This is a genomic window from Vibrio sp. 779(2023) (assembly GCF_033344285.1).
Taxonomy (GTDB): Bacteria; Pseudomonadota; Gammaproteobacteria; order Enterobacterales; family Vibrionaceae; genus Vibrio; species Vibrio alginolyticus.
In genome coordinates, this window is record NZ_JAWPOM010000237.1 from 1 (window position 1) to 1,028 (window position 1,028).

General features: G+C 46.2%; 1 protein-coding gene. It reads right to left on the minus strand.

Annotated features, from left to right (window positions below):
• Positions 1-1,028, minus strand: a 1,028-nt coding sequence (locus R8O70_RS26325) for an ABC transporter permease (RefSeq protein ID WP_318184601.1), incomplete at both ends; no start/stop codon positions are given.

Below are 1,028 nucleotides of genomic sequence, written 5' to 3' on the forward strand. Positions count from 1 at the left end.
AATTGGTTGCGATTTCAACAATCGAATCAGTGGCCACAAACAGGAAATCAGAGCGCCCATTGCCGACATAATCAAACTGTATAAACTCGACTGCCACGACCAACCGATAGTAAGGCCAACGTTGGCGTCATATAGATCGCTCAAACTGGAAGATACTGCAGGGATCAACTCGTTCGCCAACATGAGTCCAAAGAAGTTACCGCAAGCCCAAGCGACCAAAACGAGGATCGAGAGCTCAAGTAATAGCGCTTGCGCCAATTGGGTTCCATTCACACCGGTTTGACGCAAAATGCCGACTAATCGCTGACGCTGAATAAAAGACAATGACATCGCTTGATAGAAGATGAACAGTCCAACCAAAAACGACAACATCCCCATCGCGGTTAGGTTCATGTGGAATGCTTTGGTCAAAGATTCAAGCTCAGTACGAGTGTTTCGTACCAAGGTCATGCCATTTGGCAGTATGTTTTTTAATGCGATCAGTTTTTCTTCTGGCATCTCGCCACATGAAATCGCTGAAAGGCCCGAGCTTCGCTTCAACATTCTTAATAAAGAAATGTCGGTAACTAAACGTGTACCTGATAAGAGCTTGTTTTGATCCACTTGAACAGGACCAAGACGGCTACCATCATTCAACTCAATAAAGTCGCCGTCTTGCCAGTTCATGTAAGACGCCAAATCTTGACTGATCAAGATCGGATACGGCGGCTTCATCAAGGAGAGAACGGGCATCTCATTAAGTGACTTGCCGTGCTGAAGAGGGATCATTGCGACAGGATCGATGCCAACGAGCATCAAGTTCATGTCCGTTTTGGCATCCAGATGAAGGACGTCGAAAGGCGCACATTGGTTGAAACCAGCGCGGCGCAGCTGAATGTAAAACCCTTGAGGAATTTTATTTGCAGAATGTTTGGTACGAATTCGGTAAGGACGTGGGTTTGAGAAAAGCTTCTCACCTGTTTCGTAACTCTGCTTCGCATGTTGGTTGATAGAAGTAACACCAACGAGAAGCGAAACACCAAGCGTTC